The following is an 818-nucleotide window of genomic DNA, read 5'->3' on the forward strand; positions in this document are numbered from 1 at the left end:
CACAATATTATTGCTGCATGTTGGCGGGGACTCGTGAATTCGTCCGGAAGAATCCCATTGCAACCAAACGTGTAGTTCGCGCCATGCTCCGAGCTACGGATTTGTGCGTCAGCTCGCCAGCCCTTGTTGCGCGGCGGATGGTGGACGGGGGGTTCACGCCTCGTCAGGACTATGCGGCTCAGACGCTTGCGGATGTGCCGTACAACCGCTGGCGCGAATACGATCCCGAGGACACTATCCGCTTTTACGCGCTTCGTCTGCGCGAAGCGAAGATGCTGAAATCGAATCCAGCCAAAATTATCGCGGATGCAGCCGACTGGCGGTTTCTCAAAGAGGTTCGTCGTGAACTTGGAAGCTGATTCGGCGTCGTTCCTTGGCCAGCGTCCACTCCCTGCAAGATTGCGAGGAAGTGGAGATGGCGCGTCGATAAACGACGTTCTTCTCGGTTTTGCACTACGACCCTCATTGCGCACAAAATTGCTGATGGCGTTCTTCGCCATCGAGGTCTTCTTGGTCTCGGTTGGGGTAATCGGACTCCTCTCGCTGCGCGAGGCGGATCAGCGGGCGAACCAAGTCGTTGGTCTGCAGCAGAAGATCGAGGCATATCGGCAGATGCAGCACAATACGCTCCGGCAGCTTTATGGCGTGTCGACAGCGCTCGCCTTTCCAAATGAAACGACGTTGGCAGTTGTGCTGCGGCAGGTCAATCAGTTTGGGTATGACCTTGATCGCGTCTCGTTCGTCGCAAAGGACGAGGTGGCGTTGCTCAACCAAGTGCGCGAAGAATATGCGCGCTTCATAGCCGTCGTTTCAAACAT

1 protein-coding gene and 1 pseudogene are annotated in these 818 nt (G+C 56.1%); both read left to right on the top strand.

What is annotated here, in order from left to right:
- A pseudogene (locus tag AC5ZG5_RS46275) lies at window positions 1-359 on the top strand (ABC transporter substrate-binding protein); the annotation flags it as partial.
- Window positions 343-818: MCP four helix bundle domain-containing protein (locus AC5ZG5_RS46280; protein WP_496165579.1), on the top strand; the 476-nt coding region annotated here is incomplete at its 3' end. The pseudogene AC5ZG5_RS46275 and the gene AC5ZG5_RS46280, both read left to right, overlap by 17 nt.

It is taken from the genome of Bradyrhizobium sp. Ses1, assembly GCF_059512365.1.